At 43.2% G+C, this 24186-nt stretch carries 22 protein-coding genes and 1 pseudogene; 21 read left to right on the top strand and 2 right to left on the bottom strand.

The features are described 5' to 3' along the window. The first annotated feature begins 62 nt into the window (after positions 1–62). The 6 genes from H8S51_RS13300 (at position 63) to H8S51_RS13275 (ending at position 7158) form a co-directional block, all read left to right on the top strand. Positions 63–725, top strand: a complete 663-nt coding sequence (locus H8S51_RS13300) for a hypothetical protein (protein ID WP_186899377.1) — start codon at positions 63–65, stop codon at positions 723–725. Positions 726–808: 83 nt separating this feature from the next. Continuing rightward, positions 809–1915, top strand: a complete 1107-nt coding sequence (ytvI, locus tag H8S51_RS13295; RefSeq protein WP_186899376.1) for a sporulation integral membrane protein YtvI — start codon at positions 809–811, stop codon at positions 1913–1915. Positions 1916–2085: 170 nt separating this feature from the next. Then, positions 2086–3375: a BMP family ABC transporter substrate-binding protein gene (locus H8S51_RS13290; RefSeq protein WP_456300211.1), complete on the top strand. Its 1290-nt coding sequence runs from the start codon at positions 2086–2088 to the stop codon at positions 3373–3375. 170 nt (positions 3376–3545) lie between these two features. After that, a complete protein-coding gene (locus H8S51_RS13285) occupies positions 3546–5084 on the top strand; it encodes an ABC transporter ATP-binding protein (protein ID WP_186899375.1) in 1539 nt (512 codons plus the stop codon). Continuing rightward, entirely contained in the window at positions 5077–6177 is a 1101-nt protein-coding gene (locus tag H8S51_RS13280) for an ABC transporter permease (RefSeq protein WP_186899374.1), read from the top strand. The genes H8S51_RS13285 and H8S51_RS13280 overlap by 8 nt, the downstream gene beginning before the upstream one ends. Then, positions 6178–7158 (top strand): ABC transporter permease, encoded by a 981-nt coding sequence (locus H8S51_RS13275; protein WP_118210322.1) that lies wholly within the window; start codon positions 6178–6180, stop codon positions 7156–7158. It abuts the gene before it with no gap. 40 nt (positions 7159–7198) lie between these two features. On the opposite strand, the gene H8S51_RS13270 is transcribed toward H8S51_RS13275, so the two are convergent. Beyond that, the gene (locus tag H8S51_RS13270) at positions 7199–8080 is read right to left on the bottom strand and encodes a LysR family transcriptional regulator (RefSeq protein WP_118772235.1); all 882 of its coding nucleotides are present in this window, start codon (positions 8078–8080) and stop codon (positions 7199–7201) included. 191 nt (positions 8081–8271) lie between these two features. Here H8S51_RS13270 and H8S51_RS13265 point away from each other — a divergent pair, with 191 nt between their 5' ends. Genes H8S51_RS13265 through H8S51_RS13255 form a run of 3 tightly spaced genes read left to right on the top strand, consistent with a single transcriptional unit; the run spans position 8272 to position 10993 of the window. Beyond that, positions 8272–8916, top strand: coding sequence for a YoaK family protein (locus tag H8S51_RS13265; protein ID WP_118210330.1), 645 nt, complete (start codon positions 8272–8274; stop codon positions 8914–8916). Between the two features lie 13 nt (positions 8917–8929). Continuing rightward, positions 8930–9685 carry a DUF4866 domain-containing protein gene (locus H8S51_RS13260; RefSeq protein ID WP_118772236.1) on the top strand — a complete coding sequence of 252 codons (756 nt, stop codon included), beginning with the start codon at positions 8930–8932 and terminating at the stop codon, positions 9683–9685. Positions 9686–9700: 15 nt separating this feature from the next. Further along, entirely contained in the window at positions 9701–10993 is a 1293-nt protein-coding gene (locus tag H8S51_RS13255; RefSeq protein WP_186899373.1) for an adenylosuccinate synthase, read from the top strand. A gap of 1079 nt (positions 10994–12072) precedes the next feature. Here the strand turns inward: H8S51_RS13255 and H8S51_RS13250 are convergent. Further along, on the bottom strand, positions 12073–13401 hold the full coding sequence (locus H8S51_RS13250) for a threonine/serine exporter family protein (RefSeq protein WP_186899082.1): 1329 nt from the start codon (positions 13399–13401) through the stop codon (positions 12073–12075). A 192-nt stretch (positions 13402–13593) separates the two neighbouring features. On the opposite strand from H8S51_RS13250, the gene H8S51_RS13245 reads away from it, so the two are divergent. The 12 genes and pseudogenes from H8S51_RS13245 (at position 13594) to H8S51_RS13190 (ending at position 24030) form a co-directional block, all read left to right on the top strand. Further along, positions 13594–14424, top strand: a complete 831-nt coding sequence (locus tag H8S51_RS13245) for a DUF6033 family protein (RefSeq protein ID WP_186899083.1) — start codon at positions 13594–13596, stop codon at positions 14422–14424. A gap of 99 nt (positions 14425–14523) precedes the next feature. After that, entirely contained in the window at positions 14524–14895 is a 372-nt protein-coding gene (locus tag H8S51_RS13240; RefSeq protein ID WP_186899084.1) for a response regulator, read from the top strand. Between the two features lie 94 nt (positions 14896–14989). Beyond that, a complete protein-coding gene (trpS, locus tag H8S51_RS13235; RefSeq protein WP_117919517.1) occupies positions 14990–16075 on the top strand; it encodes a tryptophan--tRNA ligase in 1086 nt (361 codons plus the stop codon). 266 nt (positions 16076–16341) lie between these two features. Continuing rightward, on the top strand, positions 16342–16926 hold the full coding sequence (gene lepB, locus H8S51_RS13230; RefSeq protein WP_118209214.1) for a signal peptidase I: 585 nt from the start codon (positions 16342–16344) through the stop codon (positions 16924–16926). Between the two features lie 42 nt (positions 16927–16968). Further along, on the top strand, positions 16969–17832 hold the full coding sequence (gene ylqF, locus H8S51_RS13225; protein ID WP_117919523.1) for a ribosome biogenesis GTPase YlqF: 864 nt from the start codon (positions 16969–16971) through the stop codon (positions 17830–17832). Continuing rightward, positions 17829–18368, top strand: a complete 540-nt coding sequence (gene lepB / locus H8S51_RS13220) for a signal peptidase I (RefSeq protein WP_118209213.1) — start codon at positions 17829–17831, stop codon at positions 18366–18368. The genes ylqF and lepB (H8S51_RS13220) overlap by 4 nt, the downstream gene beginning before the upstream one ends. Before the next feature lie 69 nt (positions 18369–18437). Beyond that, positions 18438–19202, top strand: a complete 765-nt coding sequence (locus tag H8S51_RS13215) for a ribonuclease HII (RefSeq protein WP_186899085.1) — start codon at positions 18438–18440, stop codon at positions 19200–19202. Positions 19203–19262: 60 nt separating this feature from the next. Continuing rightward, the gene (gene fliK / locus H8S51_RS13210) at positions 19263–21242 is read left to right on the top strand and encodes a flagellar hook-length control protein FliK (RefSeq protein WP_186899086.1); all 1980 of its coding nucleotides are present in this window, start codon (positions 19263–19265) and stop codon (positions 21240–21242) included. A 22-nt stretch (positions 21243–21264) separates the two neighbouring features. Next, the gene (locus tag H8S51_RS13205; RefSeq protein ID WP_117919529.1) at positions 21265–21579 is read left to right on the top strand and encodes an EscU/YscU/HrcU family type III secretion system export apparatus switch protein; all 315 of its coding nucleotides are present in this window, start codon (positions 21265–21267) and stop codon (positions 21577–21579) included. A gap of 76 nt (positions 21580–21655) precedes the next feature. Next, positions 21656–22012, top strand: a pseudogene (locus H8S51_RS13200) (YraN family protein); the annotation flags it as partial. 18 nt (positions 22013–22030) lie between these two features. Beyond that, the gene (gene pgeF, locus H8S51_RS13195; RefSeq protein WP_186899087.1) at positions 22031–22903 is read left to right on the top strand and encodes a peptidoglycan editing factor PgeF; all 873 of its coding nucleotides are present in this window, start codon (positions 22031–22033) and stop codon (positions 22901–22903) included. An 89-nt stretch (positions 22904–22992) separates the two neighbouring features. Further along, the gene (locus H8S51_RS13190; protein WP_186899088.1) at positions 22993–24030 is read left to right on the top strand and encodes a M42 family metallopeptidase; all 1038 of its coding nucleotides are present in this window, start codon (positions 22993–22995) and stop codon (positions 24028–24030) included. The last annotated feature ends 156 nt before the right edge of the window (positions 24031–24186 follow it).

The raw sequence follows: 24186 nt of genomic DNA, 5'->3' as shown, positions 1-24186 counted from the left end.
AATGAAGAATATAAAATGTTTTCGGAAAAGAAGTTTTTAGTTTGATTTTAGGGGGAAAAAATTTGAAGAAGAATGTTGTTGGTTTAATAGGTATCTTAATTGTTATGTCATTAACTGCTTGTGGTAATAAAACAGAAATTTCAGAGGAGACAACGCAGAATGATGTACAGACAGATATGGTATATAACGCTTATAAAAACAAAATGACCGCAGAAGAACTATCGGATGCATTTATCGATGGTTCAGTAGACGCAGTTGATACCGCAGATCCGTCATCTGCATGGAATATTTCTGATCTAAATAAGGATTCACAGGGAGAGGAGTTGTATTCGATAGGGGAGAGAGTCGATCTTGATAATGACGGAGAAAATGAACTGGTTATCTGTGGTCCTTATGGCGGAATATATTTAGATTGCCGTGATGATAAGGTATACGAATTTGCCAGAGGAGACGGCAGTGCGATTGTACTTTCCTATACTTATTACAATGGAGATGTATGGATTATGTACAGCAATGACATGAATGCAGGATATGAAACCTATCATATGGAAAAGTATGAAGGAGCGGATAACCTGGCTGCAGAAATGAACTTTGGTGAAGAACTCATAGATGAAAATGATCCGGATTCTGGAATGAAATATTTCTGGAATGGAAAAGAAGTTTCGAATGACGAATATGACGCATTCTGCAGTAAGATTTTTGCGGCACAGGAAAATACAAATTAAAAGTACACATGGCATAGATCCCATCCAAAACGGATATAGTAATAAAAGATCAATAAGGCAGCAGTAAAGGAAAAGGGTGGGCGATGAACAGAGAAGAACGGTTGAGACGTCAGAAGGAATTTCTGATCAGCTTTGCATTTGGAGCAGTGTGGCTTGTGATCTTATGGGTAGTATTAAAAGCGGCGGGATCTGTGCTTTTCCCGTTTCTGGCAGCTTTTGCAGTGGCGGCGCTATTGGCTGAAGCAGTGAAGTTTATTTCGGAGAGAACACATATCAAAAGAGGAATCGTGGCGGTTACAACGGTTCTTTTCTTTTATATACTTCTGGCAGCTGTCCTTTATTTTGCAGGCAGTTATCTGGTGAGGCTGATCTATGATCTGACGCAGGAGCTGTCTGTCTTTTTTTCGGATATGGTTGTGCCTGTCATGCAGCGCTTTTACCAGTGGGTGGAACGTTTGTCAGTTGTGTTTTATCCGGTAGGGCAGACTGGAAAAACGCAAGGATTGCAGGATGTCGGTGCAGAGTCAGCACAGACGATAAAGAATGCAGGAAAGCTGATGTCGGGCATCTCAGATGGTGTTATTGACGGGGTATCCGGGATGGCAGCAGGAATACCGGGATTTTTTATGAAACTTCTGATCACAGTGATCGCAACGGTATTTATGGAACTGGAATTTCCACAGATCAGGGCATTTTTAAAGCGGCAGATTCCGGCGGAATACCAGCGTGCGTTCCGGGATGGAAAAAATTATGTGACAGGGACGATGGGAAAATGCATTATCTCTTATTGTCTGATCTTCGGGATCACGTTTGCGGAACTTGTGGCAGGTCTGTTTTTGCTTGGAATCAAAAATGCATTTGCCATTGCATTTATTATTGCGGTACTTGATATCCTTCCGGTGCTTGGAACCGGTACAGTGCTGATCCCGTGGGCGGTACTCGCCTTCGCATCGGGAAGGATCTCTACCGGAGTCGGTGTGTTCGCGCTTTACCTTGTAATAACAGTCGTGCGGAATCTGATCGAGCCGAAACTGGTGGGAAAACAGATGGGGTTATCGCCGGTGATCATGCTGCCATGTATGCTGATCGGTTTAAAATTTTTTGGAATCATCGGTCTGTTTGTAGTACCGCTTCTGGTTTCATTTCTGAAACAGTTGAATGACAGAGGGATTATAAAAATGTTTCGTTAAGCTGGGAACCATAAGTTTGTGGAATGATAAAAATAACCTCCGCTTATAAATGAAAAAATTTTGCGTTAAAAATTGAATTTTCCGGGAAATACGACGAAAATTGCATTGACGGAAAAATTTCTCTATGCTAAATTTACTCATGTATTTCTATCAAGTAGTGATACAGGAGGATGAAAAAAATGAAAAAAGCATTAAGCGTATTATTGACCATGGGACTTACCGTTTCCATGCTGGCAGGATGTGGTTCAAATGGAGCTGCAGATAATGCATCAGCAGGCAATGCAGCAGATAACAGTGCTGCAGACAATACTGTAGCTGCGACAGAGAGCAGTGCAGCAGCCGGCGAAGCGAAATCAGCATCGGATATCAAGGTAGGTGTGATCTACATTGGTGATGAGAACGAGGGATATACAGCAGCACATATGGCTGGTATCGATCAGATGATGAGCAATCTCGGATTATCTGAGGATCAGGTCGTAGAGAAAACTCTGATCCCGGAAGATGAATCTGCTTATGATGCAGCAGTTGATTTAGCAGATCAGGGATGTAACATTATTTTCGGTACAAGCTTTGGACATGAGAGCTACCTGCTTCAGGCAGCAGCAGAGTACCCGGAGGTTCAGTTCTGCCATGCAACCGGATATCAGGCAGCATCTTCCGGACTTTCCAATATGCACAACTATTTTGATTCTATCTACGAAGCACGTTATGTTTCCGGCGTTGTTGCGGGTATGAAATTAAACGGGATGATCGCAGACGGAACCATCACAGAGGATACAGCTAAGATCGGTTATGTTGGTGCATTCCCGTATGCAGAGGTTATTTCCGGATTTACTTCTTTCTATTTAGGAGCAAAGAGCCAGTGTCCTTCCGCAACTATGGAAGTACAGTATACAAACAGCTGGGCAGATATGTCCGGTGAGGCAGAGGTAGCAGCAAAACTGATCGATGACGGATGTGTCCTGATCAGCCAGCATGCAGATACCACTGGTGCTCCAAGTACCTGTGAGGATAAGAAAGTTCCATGTGTCGGCTACAACGTTGATATGACAACTGTTGCTCCGGATGCAGCACTTACTTCTCCGACAAATAACTGGGGTGTTTACTATACACATGCAGTACAGTGTGTATTAGACGGAACAGCAATCGAGACTGACTGGTGTCAGGGATTTGCAGAAGGTGCAGTTGACATTACACCGATCAACGAGGCAGTTGCAGCAGAGGGAACAGACGCAAAAGTAACAGAAGTTGAAAATGCAATCAAAGACGGATCACTTCATGTATTCGATACATCCGCATTTACTGTAAATGGTTCTTCCTTAGAAGACCTGATCGCAGAAGGTGGCGATTATGCAAAATATGCAGATTATGTATCAGACGGATACTATCATGAGTCTGAGCTGGCATCTGCTCCATCTTTCGATATCATTATTGATGGTATCACTTCTGTGACCAACTAAGAGCATCTGCGGTGCAGAATGATTGATTAAGATTTTTAGCAGAATATAATTCTGCCATAATGCAAAAGAGCATGTCTGAATGAATGCTTTTTGTATCATAAATAAGCGGAACTGTGAAAGGACAGACCTTTTATCACAGTTCCGCAGTTTACGTTAAAGGAGGACTGTTTGTGGAACCGGTAAATGCGATTGAACTTTTGGGAGTCACCAAACGTTTTGGAGAGGTTGTCGCAAATGACAATGTAAATCTGACAGTGAGAAAGGGAGAGATCCTTTCCATATTAGGAGAGAATGGTAGTGGAAAGACTACGCTGATGAACATGCTCTCCGGTATTTATTTCCCGGATGAGGGAGAAATCCGTGTGAATGGGAAAACCGTGACGATCCGGTCCCCGAAAGATTCCTTCGAACTTGGAATTGGAATGATTCATCAGCATTTCAAGCTGATCAATATCCTGACAGCCGCCGAGAATATTATTTTAGGTCTGCCGGGAAAAGAACGCCTGAATTTAAAACAGGTGGAAAAAGAAGTCAAAGAACTGACAGACCGCTATGGTTTTGATTTAAATCCATCCCAGAAAATTTATGATATGTCCGTTTCCCAGAAACAGACAGTTGAGATCGTAAAGGTTTTATACCGTGGCGCGGATATTCTGATCTTAGATGAGCCGACTGCCGTTTTAACACCGCAGGAGACTGAAAAATTATTTGCGGTATTGCGCAACATGCGTGCCGCAGGAAAATCCATCATCATCATCACACACAAGTTAAACGAAGTATTAGAGCTTTCTGACCGTGTGGCAGTGCTTCGAAAAGGAAAGTACATAGATACGGTGGAGACAAAGGGTGCAACGGTAGAGTCTCTAACTGAGATGATGGTCGGTGAAAAAGTAACGCTTGATATCAACCGTACCGAACCGGAAAATGCAAAAAAACGAATTGAGATGCGCGGTGTGACATGCCGGAACAAGGAAGGTTTAAAAGTATTAAAAGAGGCTTCTTTTACTGCATACAGTGGGGAAATCCTTGGAATCGCCGGTATTTCCGGAAGCGGACAGAAAGAGCTTCTTGAATCTGTTGCAGGTTTACAGCCGATCGAGAGCGGAGAGATCCTTTACGATTCCCCGGAAGGAAAGGTCGAAAAAATTTCCGACATGAAAGCGGAGGATATCAAAAAACTTGGTATTGCATTATCGTTTGTCCCGGAGGACCGTCTCGGAATGGGATTAGTCGGTTCCATGGATCTGACTGATAACATGATGATCCGCAGCTACAAGGAAGGAAAACATTTCTTTGCAGACCGTAAGGCACCGAAGAAACTGGCACAGGAGATCGTTGACAAACTTGAAGTCGTAACGCCGGGTGTTGAAACTCCGGTCAGCCGTCTTTCCGGTGGAAATGTCCAGAAAATTCTGGTAGGACGGGAGATCGCAAGCAATCCGAATGTGCTGATGGTAGCATATCCGGTGCGCGGACTTGATATCAATTCATCCTATACGATCTATAATCTCTTAAATGACCAGAAGAAAAAGGGAGTTGCTGTCATCTGTGTCGGCGAGGACTTAGATGTGCTCTTAGAGCTGTGCGACAGGATACTTGTGTTAAATGGCGGAAGAGTTTCCGGTATTGTGGATGCGAGAAGTACCACAAAAGAAAAACTCGGACTTTTGATGACAGGTTCGGGAGAGGAGAAACAGGCAAATGAGTAAAGAAGTAAAAGAACCGGCAGTTCGTATGATAAAACGGGATACGATAAGCACTGCTAAAGCATGGGGAATCCGTCTTATAGCTGTTGTATTATCGCTGATCGTTGCAGGACTTGTGATCGTTGCGATCACAAAACAGAATCCGCTTCAGGTATATCTTGGTATCGTAGATGGTGCGGTTGGAAGCAGCCGTCGTGTGTGGGTGACGATCCGCGAGACATTAGTACTTTTATGTATTGCGATCGGGCTGACACCTGCATTTAAAATGAAGTTCTGGAATATCGGAGCTGAGGGACAGATCTTAATGGGAGGTATGGCAACCGCCGCACTGATGATCTATGCGGGGGATGCAATGCCAAACTGGCTTCTTCTGATCCTGATCTTTGTTGCAAGCGCCACAGCAGGTCTGATCTGGGGACTGATCCCGGCAGTGTTTAAGGCATATTTTAACACAAATGAGACATTGTTTACGCTGATGCTTAATTATGTGGCAATGCAGCTTGTAACATTTGCCATTGTATTCTGGGAGAATCCATCTGGTTCGAATACGGTCGGTATTATCAATGCAGCAGGACAGAAAGGTTGGTTCCCATCTGTGTTTGGAAATATGTATGGACTGAATGTGATCGTGGTTCTTGTCATCACACTCGGTATGTATGTATACATGAAATACAGTAAACAGGGATATGAGATCGCTGTTGTCGGAGAAAGCCAGAATACCGCGCGTTATGCCGGCATCAATGTAAAAAAAGTAATCATCCGTACCATGATGATTTCCGGTGCTATTTGTGGTCTTTCCGGCTGTCTGATCGTCAGCGGTGCAAGCCATACGATTTCTACAAGTACAGCAGGCGGACGTGGATTTACCGCGATCATCGTAGCATGGATGTCTAAATTTAATCCATTTGCCATGATCTTAGTATCTGCATTTTTAGTATTTATGCAGCAGGGATCGATCCAGATCGCTTCCCAGTTTGGTTTAAATGAGAATGCATCAGATATCATTACAGGTATTTTGCTGTTTTTCCTGATTGGATGTGAGTTTTTCATTAATTACAGACTGGAATGGAAAAAGAACCATAAGGAGGGAAAATAAATGAATCTGCTTATGACATTTATACAAAAAGCAATCGGACAGGGCGTTGCGATATTATTCGGTGCGACCGGAGAGATCGTGACAGAAAAGTCCGGTAACTTAAATCTTGGAATACCGGGTATCATGTACATGGGTGGTATTGCCGGTCTGATGGGTGCTTTTTTCTATGAGAATGGCAATGAAAATCCAAATGGATTTATTGGTCTTTTGATCGCCTTTTTTGCAACACTGATCGTAGCTGCGTTAGGCGGACTGATCTATAGTTTTTTAACGATCACACTGCGTGCAAACCAGAATGTTGTCGGTCTTGCGCTTACAACATTTGGTGTAGGTTTTGGTAACTTCTTTGGTGGATCTATCTCAAAACTTGCAGGAGGTGTCGGACAGATTTCCGTACAGACAACAGCGGCTGCGTTTCGTGCAAAGATTCCGGGACTTTCCGCGATTCCTTTTGTCGGAGATTTATTATTTTCCTATGGATTTCTGACCTATTTGTCCGTGATCCTTGCGGTATGCATGACTTATTTTCTGAAAAAGACCAGACGCGGATTAAACTTACGTGCAGTCGGAGAGAGCCCGGCAACCGCAGATGCTGCAGGTATCAATGTATCGAAATATAAATATATTGCAACCGTGACAGGGGCAGCAATAGCAGGTCTTGGCGGACTTTATTTTGTCATGGAATATCTAGGAGGAACCTGGTCAAACAACGGTTTCGGTGACCGCGGATGGTTAGCGATCGCACTTGTTATCTTAGCACTCTGGAATCCGGATCATGCGATCTGGGGATCATTTCTTTTTGGCGGACTTTATATTTTATATATTTATCTGCCGGGACTGACACGTGCAACACAGGAACTTTGCAAAATGCTTCCTTATGTAGTAACGATCATTGTGCTTGTTATTACAAGTAAACGGAATAAACTGGAAAACCAGCCGCCGGCAAGCCTTGGAGAGGCATATTTCAGGGAAGACCGGTAATAGTTCCGTGAGAGGTGCGGGATATACGTTCTGCATAAAATCAGACAGAAAGAAAAGAAATCACTTTGCGGACAGCAGCACTTATCTGGGTGCTGCTGTTTGTGACTAAACATATTTCACGTTCCGGGATAGGCTCCACAAGGCGGATCGCGTAGGCATTGCCGCGTGCGATCGCTTCCGCAGCGAGCTCTTCCGGATAAAAACCGATACCGAGGTTGTGTGTGATCATCGGCAGGATCTGGTCGGTGGTAGCAGCCTCCATATCCGGTGCGAACATCAGGCCGTGACTTAAAAAATAACGGTGATACAATTCTCTTGATCCGGTGCCGTCGGCAAGCCCTATGAATGGTATCCCGGAAAGATCGTTTAAGCTTCGGATCTGCGAAGCCAATTCTTTATATTTTGTTCCCCCAATCAGAATTTCACGGTAGGAGGCAAGGTGCGTTTTGTGCAGTGGCTTTTGGATGGCGAGCGGTGAGGTGACGGCTGCAAAATCGACAACTTTGCTCTCTAATGCTAAAATTGCCTGTGGTGTGGAGTGATTGAAAATACGGATGCGTACATGAGGATATTGTTCATGAAAACGTTCTAACACCGGAAGCAGCCGCAGGCGTAACGCATTTTCGCTGGCTCCGATGGAAACCAGTCCATTTTCGAGTTCCATGTTCTGACGGATCTCATCTTCCCCAAGCGAAAGCTGCTCATAGGCGATCGCAACATGTTCATATAATCTTTTCCCTTCGGGAGTCAGTGTGATACCCTTGTTGGAACGTAAAAAAAGCGTACAGTGTAATTCTGCTTCCAGGTTATTCATGCACCTTGTGATATTTGGCTGGTTATTGTGCAGTGCCTCGGCAGCTCTGGTAAAACTTTTATATTGTGCAACATAGTAGAAAATACGGTAATAGTCGTAAGTGATCATGCGGTGTTTGCCTCCTGTGATTTTTATTTTACCATATAAAAATCATATGACAGATATATCAATAATACTTTTTACATCTGATAACAGGGATACTATAATACAGACGATGTGAGAAATCAATGAGAAAAAAGGAATAAGAGGTGAGAACATTGGCTTTGAATCAAAATGAGCCAAGGAGTACCAAAGTGCAGATGTCGGAGGCGTTTATCACGAGTGTGTTTCTGGCACTGTCCGGTGGATTTCAGGATGCGTACACATATTTTACGAGAGATGGCGTGTTCTCGAATGCACAGACCGGAAACGTGGTACTCATGAGTCAGCATTTTATGATGGGAGAGTGGAGTGAGGGATTGCGTTATCTTCTTCCATTGCTCGCATTTGCAGTCGGTGTGTTCGTGGCAGAGCGGATACAGGGAAGTTTTAAGTATGCGAGAAAACTGCACTGGAGACAGTCAGTATTACTCTGCGAAATTGCGATTCTGATGCTGGTCGGATTTCTGCCGGAAAAACTGGATATGGCAGCAACCGTCCTGGTTTCGTTTTCCTGTGCCATGCAGGTACAGACATTCCGGAAAGTCGGCGGATATTCCTATGCGAGCACAATGTGTATCGGAAATCTGCGGAGCGGGACAGCAGCATTTTCACTGTACCTCAGGGAAAAACGTCCCGAGCAGATCAGACAGGCACTTTACTATTTTGGAATCATTTTATTCTTTGCAGTCGGTGCGGGAATCGGAGGTAATCTGTCTGTGCGGTACGGGTTCCATGTGATCTGGATATCTGGTGGACTTCTGTTGATCAGTTTTCTGCTGATGTTCTTAGAAAAGATTAGATAATGGAGGGAAAAGGATGGAGACAATATTTCCAAGACAAGAAAAAGCAGATCTGTTGTTTGATAAAATTTTGAAAGATCCGGAAGCCTGTGAGCGTCTGATGCAGACTTTTTATGGAGAAATTGATTCGGATCTTGAACTGGTGGGGGGGTATCTTCCGCCGGAACAGTTTGCAAAGGCATTGTTTGATGCCTATAAAAACCGGGATCTGACAGCATTTTTGATGGCAGTCTGCAAAAACAGCATGTTTGACTTACTGCGCAACTCATTTTTAGCACCGTTCCGCTTTAATGCGGACGGACAGATCAATCCGTATCTGCTCACAGACGAGGATGGAAATCTGATCCAGACAAAGGAGATCCATGTGAGTGAAAAAGATTATAACCGGTTTAAAAAGGTATTCCGGAAAGAGAAAGGTGTAAAGATGTATCTTGCATACGGATACCGCAAGCGTCACAGTTATAATGCAGATACGATGGATGTGATGGAATATAAGATGGGTGAGCACATCGGTCTTTTGCTTGTCTATGAATTGCCGGATACTGTAAGGCAGCAGAGGACAGAGGCTCAGGCATATGCGGCAGTGTGGGATATCATGATGAAACTGCAGAAAGACCTGCCGCGTTCTTTTGTTTATTACGGACAGGATTCGTTGGAAGATGAGGGACAGCGGTTTGATGAACTGGGTGTATTTCTGCCGATCCACCGTTTCTCGGATCGGCTGGAAAAGAGTATTGACCGTGCAGAAAAAATCGTTCATGGAGAAATATAAAGGAGAGTGAGTATTATGTTAACAGCAGTAACAGGTATCAACTGGGGAGACGAAGGAAAAGGACGTATTGTAGATTTACTGAGTGAACACGCGGACTATGTAGTCCGTTATCAGGGAGGCAACAATGCAGGACATACCGTAGTGACAGATAAAGGAAAATTTGTATTGAATCTGCTGCCGTCCGGTATCCTGCACCCGGAGGTCGTCTGTGTGCTTGGCAACGGAATGGTCATTGATCCGGATCACTTAAGACATGAGATCGAGATGATGCGCTACATGAATGTACAGATCAGCCCCCAAAATTTAAAGATATCGGAAAAGGCGACCGTCTGCATGCCATTCCACGTCAGACAGGACGTTTTAGAGGAGGAGAGACTCTCTAAGACCGGCGAGGCATTTGGTTCCACAAAAAGAGGAATCGCCTATGCCTATGGCGATAAATATATGAAGAAAACGCTTCGGATGGGTGATCTTTTATATCTGGATTCGGATGTGATCCAAAAGAGGATTGCGATGATCGTGGAAAGCAAAAATCTGATCCTTGAACATATATATGGACAGGCACCGCTTTCGGTGAATGAAGTTTTAGACTGGTGCAGAGGACAGGCAGAATTTTTAAAACCATATATTACAGATACCGGTGCTCTGTTAGAACAAGCAGCTTCCAGAGATAAAAATATTCTTTTTGAGGCACAGCTTGGAGCACTGCGGGATATCGATTATGGAATTTATCCATATACCTCCAGTTCCAGCACGATCGCAGCTTATGCAACGATTGGTGCAGGCATTCCAAAGAGACAGCCGGATCGGGTTGTGGGAGTCATGAAAGCATACTCAACCTGTGTCGGTGAAGGACCGTTTGTGGCAGAAAAGGCAGCAGGCGAAGAATGGAATGAAAAATTAAGAAAAGCAGGAAATGAATTTGGGGCAGCAACCGGACGTCCGAGAAGGGTCGGACCATTTGATGCAGTTGCGAGCCGATATGGATTACAATGCCAGAATGCAGGGGACATTGCATTGACAAAGCTCGATGTATTAAGCTGTTTTGAAAAGATTCCGGTAATCATGGGATATCGTGTAAATGGAAAACTTATCACGGATTTTCCAACCAATATCCTGCTTGATGATGCAATGCCGGAGGTTGAGATGTTAGACGGATGGAACTGTGACATCTCATCCTGCAAAAACTGGAATGATCTTCCGGAAAATGCAAAGAAGTATATTGAAAGGATCGAAGAGCTGATCGGACATTCCATTTATCTTGTTTCCACCGGGGCAAAAAGAGATGAATATTTACTGAAAGAGTAATATGCTATTCGCCAAATGCTGGTTTGTGGGTGACATGAGTTTCCTTGTGTAGGGTGGTTCTGGGGATTTACGATTGGCAAATTGCATCAAGCCGGGACTCGTTTTGTTCCGTTGTACGAAAATAAGTCAATCTAAGGCTGCCTGGTATAGGTTGTGGCGGAGTGACGTGTGCGTCTTAAACGCCCCGTCCGGGGGGCATTAAGACTTGTGCTGCCGTCCGTGGCAGCACAACACTGTGTTACGGACAGGCAGACTAAGATTGCCTAATTTTCTCCCAAAGTCACAAAACGAATCCCGGCTTGATGCGATTTGCCAGCCGTAAGGCTGTGAACCACCCTTCGTCGGGGAACTCACATCACAACCTTGGGGGTGCGTAAATTTTTAGTGTTTTGTGTCTGAATCTGATTAAAAAAAGATTTCCAAATAACTATATTCAATGGTTTATTATTTGTTTGACAACACTGGCAAAAACCTCGATATATACCACTATGCCCATATTTATTGCCATACACATTTGAAAAAATATTCTGCGTTATTAATCTGGCAATTTACGAAAAATTTCATGTAATACAATGCAGCAGCTGAAAATTTTGGAAAGTCATCAGGCTAAATATTAATGATACAGCACATTAGAATTTTAAGCATATTCTCATTCGTGCGAATATCAAAAATCCACACCTACGCCCCCGAATTTTGAGATGAACCGCCCACCCAAATGGTGTTCACAACCTGACGATTGGCATCTTGCGCAAAGCCGGAGCTAATTTTGTGACTTTGGGAGAAAATTAGAAAATCTTGGTGTGCCTGTCTACATACAGTGATGTTCTGCCACGGATGGCAGAACAAGGCAGCATCGAGTCATGGATGACTCGTTGTTGCCGGTCACGTCACTCCGAGAAAATCTAATTCAGGCATACCTAGACTTTTCTTATTTTCGTACAACGGAACAAAAATTACTCCGGCTTTGCGCAAGATGCCACTCACAAGCCTACGATACACCATTTGGGGAGATGATTTATTTCATAAACAAACCAGCATTTGTCTCAACAAAATTCAGTTAGAAGTATTTTGAGAAATAATCAGTTGCAGTACCGGAACATTTTATCTGTCAGTATTCTTGCAAAGATCAGTCCAAGCGGCAGGCATACGATGATAAGGATCGCAGAGGCAAACCAGGAAGCCGACACATCCAAAGACATAATGCCGAGATTGTAGATCGCGCGGTACAGATACAATCCAGGCACCATAATGACAATGGATGGAACAGTGATCGCGATTCTTGGATAACCGACATGATTTTTTAAGAGCGATGCAAGAAGTCCGGCGGTCAGTGCACCTAAAAACGCAGCGGCTGCAGAAGGCATTCCGAAAAGATCTACAAGTTCCAGACGGAAAGTATTTGCAATAGCACCAATGATCGCGGCAGATGCGGCAAGCTTTGCCGGACTGTTGAACATGACGGAAAATCCAAATACGCCACAGAAACTTGCGAGCAGACGGAATACGATTTTTTCAGCCAGACTGAGATTTAATGGAAGAAAATCTACCGGCTGTAAATGCAGTAAAAGTGCTACCATCCATGCAAACATTGTGGCGACGGCAATAATGATCAGCGCATAAGCAAGACGTTCCAAACCGGAACGCATATCCAGTTTTGCAAGGTCGATACCGCTTGTGATAAATGGAAAGCCTGGGATGATAAAAAGCATTGCACAGATATAGCCTGCTTCATGCTGAATGGAAATCCCCCACAGAAGCTCTGCGATTTTTAAAAGTCCGGCATAAACCAGACAGGCACCTGAGACGGAAGCAGCAATGCACAAAAACAGTGTAAAATGATGCTTTGTGAGTTTGCACCGGAGATAATTTCCGATGCCTGCGCCGAAGAAAGCACAGAGCATTTCAACAGGTCCGCCGCCTAACAAAAATGTAAACGCACTGCATGCAAAAGCAGCAGCACATCCAAGTGCAAAGGGCGAATAAAGACCATGGATCTGTTCGATCTGGTCTAAATAAGCATGAATCTGCTCCCCTGACATTGTGCAGCATTCACCTGCAAAGTCATTGACGAAACGTTCTAACCTGTTTAATTTTGAAGTGTTGACACCGGTGTTTGTCAGGCAGAGAGACTGTGAAAAACAATCGTTTCCGTCAAAACATGTATATTCGATCGACATTAAACCAATGTCTGCGGTACAGGTGATGCCGAGCAGAGAGGCAAGCGTATTCATAGAACTGCGTACCCGCCATGCACCTGTACCACAGGAGAGCATCATCAGACCGGTACGCCCGATCACGGATGCTTTTTCGGTAAGACCTGCCTGGGTGATCGGCAGTTCTTTATCATTTCCTGTGAACTGATGCCAGGGAATATCCATATGATTTTTGATGATCCGATTCTGTGTCATTTAAAACACTTCCTTCTATAATAAATAATGTTTTGGCTGATATAAAGTGTATCTGCTCTTAGCAAAAAGTCAAGTCAGTATTCGTATAAATTTATCTGTAAATGAGCCGATAACCATAATAGAAACGAGAAAAACCCATAAATGGAATTAGAAGGCAAAAGTCAGATTTTTCACGGAAGAAAGGGGATTATTATGAGTGAGATCAGTAACAACAGTGCATTAAATTCTTATGCAGCGGACTATTCTTACCGCACAGAATACAACAGGAAAACGGATAATAACAAAAAGACCGATGGCACAAAAGAGATGGATAAGACGGCAAAGAAAAGCAGGGTAAGTGGAAGAACGATCGGAGATCCGGTTCTGAGTGATAAAGCAAAAAAATATTATGAACAGTTAAAAGCAAAATATTCCAATATGGATTTTATCCTTGTTTCACCGGAGCAGAAGGAGGAAGCCGAGAGTAAAAAGGGGATGTACCAGAGTTCGAAAGAACTTATTGTCCTGATCGATTCAGACAAGATTGAGAAGATGGCAGAGGATGAGGAGTATCGCGCAAAATACGAGGGAATTTTAAGCAATGCAACATCCCAGTTAAGCCAGATGAAAGACAGTTTAGGATCGAAAGCAGATTCTGTCAGTTCTTTTGGGATGACCTTTGATGACAACGGAAATGCATCATTTTTTGCAGTTGTCGATAAATCTCTTGCGGCACAGAAAGAGCGTATCGCTGATAAAAAGGAGGCTGCAGCAGAAGAAAAAAAGAAAGCGCAGAAAAAAACACAGGAAAAACGCGCGGAAGAGAGAAAAGCAGACAGGGCAGATAAAAATAAGAAAATGGATTCTGCCGATAAGACGAATTCGAAGGAAAAGTCATCAGATGCGGACAAAGTGACGGTTTCCGCTTCCTCCTGGGAAGAATTGCTCAAAAAGATAGATAATGTCATTTATGAGAGCAGGGCAGATTCTGTCCTGACGAAAGAAGAAAAAGCAGTCGGACAGTCTTTTGATTATTCCATATAAAAATACTGGTTTTAGTGGGAAAAAAGGACAGTTGAATCACAGCGCATTCTATGGCAGAATAAAAGAAAATACAGTAGAAAAGATGTATAGGGTGACATTGTGAAATATACAGTATTGATTGCGGATGATTCAAAACTTCAGAGAGTAATTTTAAAAGAAAATTTAAAAGATATCTATGATGTGGCAGAAGCATCATGCGGGCAGGAATGTCTTGATCTGGTAGAGAACAGCGAAGGAAAGATCGATGTCGTTCTTTTGGATATTGTGATGCCGGGAATGGATGGATTTGAGGTGCTGAGGAAAAGACAAAGATCCGAAATCTTTAAAAATATACCTGTGATCGTACTTACCATGAGTGATATGAAAGCAGATCAGGAACTCGCAGAACAGTTAGGTGCCGATGGATTTCTGTTAAAACCGGTGAATCTGAAAGATGCTCACTTTCGGATTCGTCAGGTTTTAGGGGAATAAATGAAGAGATTGCCTATATGTAAAAGAAAAAATTGAATCACGGAAACAAAACGTGTATAATGGATATAGAAATATGTTTGACAGGGGAAAAATTATGGCACAGAAAATTATTTTAACAGGTGACCGCCCGACGGGCAAATTACATGTGGGACATTATGTAGGCTCTTTAAAGCGAAGAGTTGAACTTCAGAATTCCGGAGAATATGACAAGATCTTTATTATGATCGCAGATGCACAGGCACTTACAGATAATGCAGATAATCCTGCAAAAGTGCGCAGCAATATCATGGAAGTAGCACTCGATTATCTTTCTGTAGGAATTGATCCGGCGAAGTCGAATATCTTTATCCAGTCTTATGTGACAGAGCTGACAGAGCTGACATTTTATTATATGAACCTTGTTACGGTATCGAGACTGCAGCGCAATCCGACCGTAAAATCAGAGATTCAGATGCGTAACTTTGAGACAAGCATTCCGGTTGGATTTTTCTGTTATCCGATCAGTCAGGCTGCTGATATCACTGCATTCCATGCAACGACAGTTCCGGTTGGCGAAGATCAGATGCCGATGCTTGAGCAGACAAAGGAGATCGTACACAAATTTAATGCCGTATACGGTGAGACACTGACAGATCCGCAGATCTTACTGCCGGAAAACAAGGCATGTTTAAGACTTCCGGGTATTGATGGAAAGGCAAAGATGAGTAAATCACTCGGCAACTGTATTTATCTCTCCGAGCCGGAAACTGACGTAAAGAAAAAGATCATGTCCATGTATACTGATCCGAATCATATCCGCATTGAAGATCCGGGTAATCTTGAGGGCAATACAGTATTTACTTATCTGGATGCGTTCTGCAATGATGGACATTTTGCAGAATATCTTCCGGAATATTCCTGTTTACAGGAGTTAAAAGATCATTATACACGCGGTGGTCTTGGCGATGTCAAAGTGAAGAAGTTCTTAAATAATGTCATGCAGGAAGAGCTTTCTCCGATCCGTGCACGCAGAAAAGAATACGAAAACCGTATCGATGATGTGTATGATATCTTAAAGAAAGGCAGTGAGACTGCAAAAGCTGAGGCAGAAAAAACGCTTGCCGAAGTAAAACATGCAATGAAGATCGACTATTTTGATACACCGGAGTTTTTAGAAGAACAGAGAGAAAAATTCAAGTAAAATATAAAAAGACTGCCCTGCAGGTGGAAACACAGCGGGGCAGCTTTTTAATTCATAGGAAATTACGTCCTAAGAATCAGAAAGCTCTCCGGGCGGGATGCGCATCTCGCGGAGAAGAAGTTAGCTGTAAACAGCATCGCTCGAGCGCGAAAGAGTCGCAAGCGACTCTTTGTTCTGTAACGGGATTTTATCCACGGATAAGGTTTACGAAGTGTGGCATTTTGTGATAAAGTATAGAAGTACATTTTTTGGAAAGGAAAACAGACGTGGTAAGACGAAGAAAAAGTGGTTTAAACTTTGGAAAACGAAAGAAAAAGATCAATTTTACAGTAGTAAAAGAAGTTTTGTCATGGACAGTAGAAATAGCGCTCACATTACTTATTGCATTTACCTTTGTTTATTTTATCGGACTCCGGACAAGTGTTGTAGGACAGTCAATGTCTAAGACATTAAATGGCGGAGACCAGATTTTAGTAAACCGTTTTGTTTATAAAGTGACAGATCCGAAAACAAATGATATAATCGTATTTCTGCCAAATGGAAATGGAAAATCCCATTACTATGTAAAGCGTGTCATAGGTGTTCCGGGAGATACCATACAGGTTAAAAATGGAACGGTATACGTCAACGGAAAAGCATTTGATGAGGAAACGGATGTTGCATCTATTGAAGATGCAGGACTTGCGGCGGATGAGATCACACTTGGACCGGATGAATATTTTGTTCTGGGAGATAACCGTAATAACAGTGAGGACAGCCGTTATGCAAATATTGGAAATATAAAAAAAGACTATATCATAGGAAAAGCCTGGTTTCGGATCGCGCCGTTCTCGGAACTTGGATTTCTATAAAAATAAGAATATAAGATTTTATGCAGAGAAATGGAGGAAAATATGCAATTTCAATGGTATCCAGGGCATATGACAAAAGCAAAACGTCAGATGCAGGAAGATATAAAACTGATCGATCTGGTTATTGAGCTGGTGGATGCAAGAATACCGCTCGCAAGCCGTAACCCGGATATAGATGAACTTGGAAAAAATAAGGCAAGACTGATCCTGATGAACAAATCAGATCTGTCAGATACGAGAAGAAACCGCGAGTGGTCGGATTTTTTCCGTGAAAAAGGTTATTTTGTGGTCTGCTTAGATGCAAGAAGCAAGGCAGGGATGAAGGATGTTACAAATGTTGTGATGGAAGCCTGCAGGGAGAAAATCGAGCGTGACCGGAAAAGAGGAATCAAAAACCGTCCGGTACGTGCGATGGTTGTCGGTATTCCTAATGTCGGTAAATCGACATTTATCAATTCTTATGCCGGAAAGGCGTGTGCAAAGACTGGGAATAAACCGGGTGTTACAAAGGGAAAACAGTGGATCAGACTCAACAAAAACGTGGAACTGTTAGATACACCGGGGATTCTCTGGCCTAAATTCGAAGATCAGAGAGTCGGACTTTATTTAGCACTCATCGGTGCGATCAAAGATGAAATATTAAATATTGATGAGCTGTCGTTAGAGCTGATAAAAATACTGTTAAGTGATTATCCGTCCGTACTTCATGAACGTTATGGTGTGGAGGAGGATGCAGAACCACCGGTAATTTTAGGACAGATCGCAGAAAACAGAAAGTGCATCTCAAAAGGCAACGAATTAGACTACAGTAAAGCAGCAGCACTTCTGATCGATGAATTCCGGAGTGGAAAATTAGGACAGATCACACTGGAACGTCCGAAAATGCAGGAGGACAGTGCCGGGTGAGACAGACGGATATCAGGGCAGTGTTAGAACTGATCCTGTATTTTGCACTTGTGGCAGGAATCACGTTTCTGATCATTCACTTTGTGGGACAGCGTACAGTTGTAAATGGTGTTTCCATGCAGCCGACGCTTTCCGATGGGGATAATCTTATCGTAGATAAGCTGTCCTATCGTTTTCATGACCCGGACAGGTTTGATATTATTGTTTTTCCACAGGAAGACGGCAGATATTTTATCAAGCGGATCATTGGACTTCCGGGGGAAAACGTACAGATCGATGAGGATGGATTTATTTACATCAATGGCGAAAAGCTGATGGAGTCTTACGGAAAAGAAGTGATGCGTGATCCGGGACTGGCAAAAGATGGGATAGATCTCGGGGCGGATGAATATTTTGTGCTTGGGGATAACCGGAATAACAGCATGGACAGCCGTATGGAAGAAGTCGGACTGATCGCGAAAAACAGGATCATAGGACGTGCATGGCTTCGTATTTATCCGTTTTCAGAAATCGGTTTTCTAAAACATGGTTCCTGACACAGGGATACCCGTAAAATATGTGAGCTATTGTACAAAATACAGACAGCAGAAATGGAAGTGTCAGAGATGGAAGAACGAAAAATAGGACAGATCAAAGATGAATTAAAGGCGGCAACGGAAGCAATGCTGCCTTCTTTTATTGCTTCTTATGAGCCGGATGAGAGAAGCGGCGTTAAAAAACTTGTGGAGCAGGCAAAAAAGCGCCTGCAAAAATTAGAGGAAGAGCGAAAAAGAGTCTGGAATCTGCAGGAATATGAGCGAAAATACAGTGAGTATGCATATATCTGTGGAATAGATGAGGTAGGAAGAGGACCTCTTGCCGGTCCGGTCGTTGCCGGTGCGGTGATCCTGCCCAAAGACTGCGATATACTATATATCAATGATTCTAAAAAACTTACAGCGGCAAAACGTGAGGAACTTTATGATGAGATCATGGAGAAGGCGGTCGCAACAGGGATCGGTATGGTGCCGCCGCAAAGGATCGATGAGATTAATATTTTACAGGCAACTTATGAAGCAATGCGTGAAGCTATAAGTAAATTAAATCCTTCACCCGATATATTATTAAATGATGCGGTGACGATACCGGAAGTTACAATTCCGCAGGTACCGATCATAAAAGGAGATGCAAAGAGTATTTCCATCGGTGCAGCGAGTATTATCGCAAAGGTGACGAGGGACAGACTGATGGTTGAATATGACCAGATCCTTCCGGAGTATGGTTTTGCGTCAAACAAAGGATATGGTTCGGCGGAGCATATTGCGGCATTAAAGAAATACGGCGCATCCCCGATCCACCGCAGGAGTTTTATCCATAATTTTATAGAGTAAACGTTTGAAATCGGGTGTAGTGTGAAAATATATTTTTCGCACATGGGAATGAGGTTTGTTATGCAGATCAGAGATATGTTGGGGCAGTACAGTCAGAATGTCAAAAACGGAACAGAGGAACTTATGAGTGCGCAGGGAACACAGAAACTTGTGTCATCCATGCAGGAACTAGAGCCGGGCAGCACGTTTGAAGGAACGGTTAACAGTGTCAAAAATGGCAAAGTTATTCTGGCACTCGGAAACGGACAGACTATAACAGCAAGACTCGATGGAAAAGTATCCATTCAGCCGGGTGAGTCTATGTTTTTTCAGGTCCGTTCCAATGATGGGACAACGATCGCACTTCGTCCTTATGTTCAGGCAGGCAATATCAATAATCCGATCCTGTTAAATGCTCTGACTGCCGCAGGAGTTCCGGCGACAGAGCGGAATATCACGATGGTGGATTCCATGATGAAAGAACAGATGTCGATCAATAAACAGAGTATTCTTGATATGGGAAGAGTTATAGGAAGCAATCCAAATGTCAATGTAAATACAGCGGTTCTGATGACAAAGATCGGACTTCCGGTCAGTACAGAGATGGCATCACAGTTTGAAAATTATATGGCTGACCAGCATGCGATCGTAGATGAAATGGATCTTGCAATGAATCAGCTCGGACGTCTTTTAGGAGATGCGGATTTAGGAGAGCAGCAGTCCTTTGAATTATATGGGAAAGTATTAGATATTTTAAACGGAGAGGGAGAAAGTCTCACACAGGCTGCGGATGGATTACAGCAGGATCAGACAGGAGCAGCCATAAATGCCGGAGAAAACATACAGGCAGGCACAGCCATAAATGCAGACGGCAATCTACAGGCAGGCACAGCTATAAATGCAGATGGCAATCTACAGGCAGGCACAGCCATAAATGCAGATGGAAATATACAAGCAGGCGCAACAGTAAATGCCGGTGGCAACATAAATACAGAGACCGCTGCAGATCAGATTCAGAATCAAACAGCAGCTGGAGAAGCGCAGATGCAGCAGACTGCAAAAGATCTGCTTTCAATGGGAACTGCAGAGTCAGGAGCAGAAAATGCATCATTAAAAAATACGCAGATGCAGACGGACACGTTAGAGCAGATCTTAGATCAGAATGGTCTGGATCATTTAAAACGTTTACTGCAGAATATCCCGACGCTGACCGGCAATACAGATCTTTTTGAGATGAATGCAGAGGAAGATGTGTTTGTGGATACAATGTCAGGAGAGGATGCGGGGAAGAAGACATTAGAATTAGCGCAGACAGTGACAGAACCGGAAGTAAATTTAAAACAGTCCATGACGGCAGAAGATTTTTTAAATACACTCCGGGATGCGTTAGGACAGAACCGGGAGTATGGATTTGCAGGAATGACCAAACTGTTCGGAAGTAAGGAATTTGCTGCGATCTTAAAGAACCGTGCCCAAAAACAGTGGCTGCTTGAACCGGAACAGTTAAAAGAAACATCTAAGGTCAGTGAACTTTATGAACGTTTAGATCACCAGATGAAACAGATGGAAAATGTAATGAAAGCTGCCGGAGTCACACAGAACTCTTTTGTACAGACGGCAGCAGACATCCGCAGCAATGTGGAATTTATGAACCAGATCAATCAGGTGTATACTTATGTACAGCTTCCACTAAAATTGTCGGGACAGAATGCATCCGGGGATTTGTATGTGTACACCAATAAAAAGAATCTGAATGATCCGGAAGCAGAACTGACCGCTTTTTTGCATTTAGATCTTGATAATTTAGGTTCCACGGATGTTTCTATCCGCATGAAGGACAAAAATGTAAAGACAAATTTTTATATTGCAGATGATGCGTCCTATGATCTGATCGAAAAGCATCTTCCGGTGTTAGAAAAGAGACTGGCACAGAAAGGGTATCATTGCAGCATTACGATGTCAAAAGAAGAAAAAAAGGTTGAATTTGTAGAAGATTTTCTGCAGAAAGATATGCCACAGATGGGAATGGTTCACAGATATTCGTTTGATGTACGTGCATAAGCAGCGCAGGAGGCAGTTAGTTATGTGGTTTGATGGAAAAAATAAAGAACAGGGGAAAAAACAGAAAACTGCAGTGGCGGTAGCATATGAGCCGGGTGATGCGGCACCGAAGATATTAGCAGCGGGAAAAGGAGAAGTTGCAGAGCGTATCATTGAAAAAGCGAAAGAAAATGATGTGCCGTTTTATCAGGATAATAAATTGGCAGAAACTCTCTCAAAACTTCAGATCGGTGATACGATACCGCCGGAACTTTATGATGTTGTGGCAGAAATCCTGGTGTTTGTAGATGATATGGATAAAATGAAAGCAAAATTAAGCAGGGCAGGATTACTGTGATCAGGTCTTGTTTTTACAGGATGGAAAATGTAAAATAAAATAGCGGAACAATGGGGGATAAACTACGGAGAAAGTAAATAAACGTGCAGTGGGGGCTGCATATGAGAAAACAGCGGGAGAATATTTACAAACAAAAGGATATGAGATCCTGCAGTATAATTTTCGCTGTCGCATGGGAGAAATCGACATCATTGCAAAAGATCAGGGATACCTTGTGTTTATTGAAGTGAAATATCGTAGGAACAGCAGGTGTGGACGTCCGGCAGAGGCAGTAACACCAAAAAAACAGCGCACGATCAGCAAGGTCGCATCCTATTATCTGCTGACACATGGCTGTGGAATGGATACGCCGTGCCGCTTTGATGTTGCAGCTGTATCTGGTGATGAGGTGGAACTCATAAAGAATGCATTTGAGTATCAGGGATATCTTTAGAATGGGAAGGATGACAGTGTGAGTTTTAAAAAGAAAAATAATGACGTTGTATTAGAAGAAGTATGGTGTGAAAGTGGAGCGGGGGCAGGACTACCGCTCCTTAAATATCCTCTGCTTGAGCAGAACGGAATCGTAGAGCACTGTTTTACCACAAGATGTGGTGGTGTAAGTAAAGGAATTTATGAATCCCTGAATTTAAGTTTTACGCGCGGAGACGAGGAAGCGGCTGTACGGGAAAATTTTAAAAGACTTGCCGGTGCGATGAAAACAGATATTTCAAAGTTTGTTTTTACAGACCAGACACACACGACAAATATAAAAAGAGTGACGGCTGAGGATGCCGGAAAAGGTATTGCAAAAGAGAGAGATTATAAGGATATCGATGGTCTGATCACAGATGAGCCGGGACTTGTGCTCTCAACTTTTTATGCGGACTGTGTGCCGTTATATTTTGTGGATACGGTGCACCGGGCAATCGGAATGAGCCATTCCGGCTGGAAGGGAACCGTTGGAAGAATGGGGGCAGCCACGATCACAGCAATGAAGCGTGAATTTGGCACTGAGGCAGAAGATTTAGTCTGTGCCATCGGTCCGTCTATATGTCAGGATTGCTATGAGGTCAGTGAGGATGTTGCAGATGCTTTTAAGGAAGCATTCCCCGGTCATACGGATGAAATCCTTCTGGATAAGAAAAATGGCAAGTATCAGCTTGATCTTTGGAAGGCGAATGAGATCGTCCTGACAGAGGCAGGTGTTTTAAAGGAAAAGATCGCAGTTACAAATATCTGTACCTGCTGTAATCCGGATCTGTTATTTTCCCACCGTGCCAGCCATGGAAAAAGGGGAAATCTTGGAGGATTTATTTATCTGAAAGAAAAGAATGGAGATTAGTGTGAAAAATATATTTTTCACACGTAAGATTTGTGCTGGCGCACAAACTTAAGATGCGCTGGAGGACAGCACAGAAATGGAGATTAAAAATGGAAAAGAAAAATTACGTTGATTATATCGTGGAAGAAACAAAAAAGATCCTTGCGATCGACAGTCCGTCAGGCTACACCAAAGAGGTGGCAGATTTTGTCTTAGACGAATACCGTGCGTTAGGATATGAGCCGGAACTTACCGTAAAAGGCGGCGTTCTTGTCGCATTAGGAGGTAAAGAGAAAGACAATGCAGTGATGTTAGAGGCACATATTGATACACTCGGTGCGATCGTAACAGAGATCAAGTCAAACGGAAGACTAAAGGTATCTCCGATCGGTGGCATGAATGCAAACAATGCGGAGGCAGAAAACTGTCGTGTGGCAAGTAGATTTGCCGGTATTTTTGAGGGAACCTGCCAGCTTTCTAACGCTTCTGTCCATGTGAACGGGGATTACAGTGATACCAAACGAAGCTGGGATGAGATGGAGATCGTGCTTGACGAGAAAACAGCGTCTAAAGAAGAAACAGAGAAATTAGGTATCATGGCAGGTGATTTTGTATGCTTTGATCCGCGCACTACGGTCACAAAGACAGGTTATATCAAGAGCCGTTTTCTGGATGACAAATTAAGCGTCGGTATTTTACTTGGATATGCAAAATATTTAAAAGAAGAAAATATCACGACAGAGCGCATGATATACCAGCATATCACAGTCTATGAGGAAGTCGGACATGGCGGTGCAGCATCTATCCCGGAGGGTGTGACAGAAGTGATCTCCGTGGATATGGGCTGTGTGGGAGATGGACTCTCCTGCAGGGAAACACAGGTATCTATCTGTGCAAAAGACAGCAGGGGACCTTACAATTATGATGTTGTTACAGGACTGATCAAAGCAGCGAAAGACAACGATATTGATTTTGCCGTGGATGTTTACCCATACTATGGCTCAGATGCAGATGTGGCACTGACAGCAGGCTATGATGTGCGCCATGGTCTGATCGGTGCGGGTGTATACGCATCCCATGGATATGAGAGAAGCCATAAGGATGGTGTGAAAAACACATTTGAGTTACTGCGTGCATATCTGGGTTAGTCAGGCACAGATGACAAAAGGTTGTATTTTTTTAGGATAACAGGCTGCAGGCTTCATAAAATCTTCATAATATCTTCATAATATCATAGGATTATCTTTATTGTATCAGCAGATGCCCCGTGTTATAGTGACCGTATGATAGAAAATAGTACGGTT

The sequence above is a fragment of the Roseburia rectibacter genome, from assembly GCF_014287515.2.
Taxonomy (GTDB): domain Bacteria; phylum Bacillota; class Clostridia; order Lachnospirales; family Lachnospiraceae; genus Roseburia; species Roseburia rectibacter.
Note: the sequence above shows the minus strand (reverse complement) of the source record. Positions and strands in the feature narration are given on the sequence as shown.

Bases quoted from the DNA above. Each gene is read 5' to 3' on its own strand.
- H8S51_RS13190 (WP_186899088.1), top strand. From the start codon at position 22,993: ATGGAAAAGAAAAATTACGTTGATTATATCGTGGAAGAAACAAAAAAG.
- H8S51_RS13290 (WP_456300211.1), top strand. From the start codon at position 2,086: ATGAAAAAAATGAAAAAAGCATTAAGCGTATTATTGACCATGGGACTT.
- ytvI (WP_186899376.1), top strand. From the start codon at position 809: ATGAACAGAGAAGAACGGTTGAGACGTCAGAAGGAATTTCTGATCAGC.
- H8S51_RS13215 (WP_186899085.1), top strand. From the start codon at position 18,438: ATGGAAGAACGAAAAATAGGACAGATCAAAGATGAATTAAAGGCGGCA.
- ylqF (WP_117919523.1), top strand. From the start codon at position 16,969: ATGCAATTTCAATGGTATCCAGGGCATATGACAAAAGCAAAACGTCAG.
- H8S51_RS13255 (WP_186899373.1), top strand. From the start codon at position 9,701: ATGTTAACAGCAGTAACAGGTATCAACTGGGGAGACGAAGGAAAAGGA.
- H8S51_RS13270 (WP_118772235.1), bottom strand. From the start codon at position 8,080: ATGATCACTTACGACTATTACCGTATTTTCTACTATGTTGCACAATAT.
- fliK (WP_186899086.1), top strand. From the start codon at position 19,263: ATGCAGATCAGAGATATGTTGGGGCAGTACAGTCAGAATGTCAAAAAC.
- H8S51_RS13275 (WP_118210322.1), top strand. From the start codon at position 6,178: ATGAATCTGCTTATGACATTTATACAAAAAGCAATCGGACAGGGCGTT.
- H8S51_RS13205 (WP_117919529.1), top strand. From the start codon at position 21,265: ATGTGGTTTGATGGAAAAAATAAAGAACAGGGGAAAAAACAGAAAACT.
- H8S51_RS13265 (WP_118210330.1), top strand. From the start codon at position 8,272: ATGTCGGAGGCGTTTATCACGAGTGTGTTTCTGGCACTGTCCGGTGGA.
- trpS (WP_117919517.1), top strand. From the start codon at position 14,990: ATGGCACAGAAAATTATTTTAACAGGTGACCGCCCGACGGGCAAATTA.
- H8S51_RS13245 (WP_186899083.1), top strand. From the start codon at position 13,594: ATGAGTGAGATCAGTAACAACAGTGCATTAAATTCTTATGCAGCGGAC.
- H8S51_RS13250 (WP_186899082.1), bottom strand. From the start codon at position 13,401: ATGACACAGAATCGGATCATCAAAAATCATATGGATATTCCCTGGCAT.
- H8S51_RS13260 (WP_118772236.1), top strand. From the start codon at position 8,930: ATGGAGACAATATTTCCAAGACAAGAAAAAGCAGATCTGTTGTTTGAT.
- H8S51_RS13280 (WP_186899374.1), top strand. From the start codon at position 5,077: ATGAGTAAAGAAGTAAAAGAACCGGCAGTTCGTATGATAAAACGGGAT.